The organism is Singulisphaera rosea (genome assembly GCF_054877945.1).
The window spans coordinates 1-255 of sequence record NZ_JBTYIP020000156.1 but is presented as its reverse complement, the minus strand read 5'-3'; the positions used below and the strand labels follow the sequence as shown (position 1 = coordinate 255).

Annotated in this window: 1 protein-coding gene; it reads left to right on the top strand. The window is 62.4% G+C overall.

Annotated features, from left to right (window positions below; all coding sequences use genetic code 11):
- On the top strand, nucleotides 1–255 hold a 255-nt coding region (locus ACYOEI_RS41315; protein WP_462856507.1), incomplete at both ends, for a transposase.

Sequence of the window (255 nt, the reverse complement as noted above, 5' to 3'; positions counted from 1 at the left end):
CCCTGAACGCCGCCATACCCGATCCAAGACACCCCGTCTTCATCACCCACGACCAGCGCTCCATGATCGCCCAGCGGGTCATCGCTATCGCCTTGGGATATGAAGATCTCAATGATCATCAGGCCCTACGCACCGACCCCGCACTCCAGGTCTCCGCCTCGACCCTCCCCGATAGCGAATCCCCGCTCGCATCGCCATCGACACTCTGCCGGCTCGAGAACCGCGTCGATCGAAAGGCCTTGGTCAGAGTCGCTC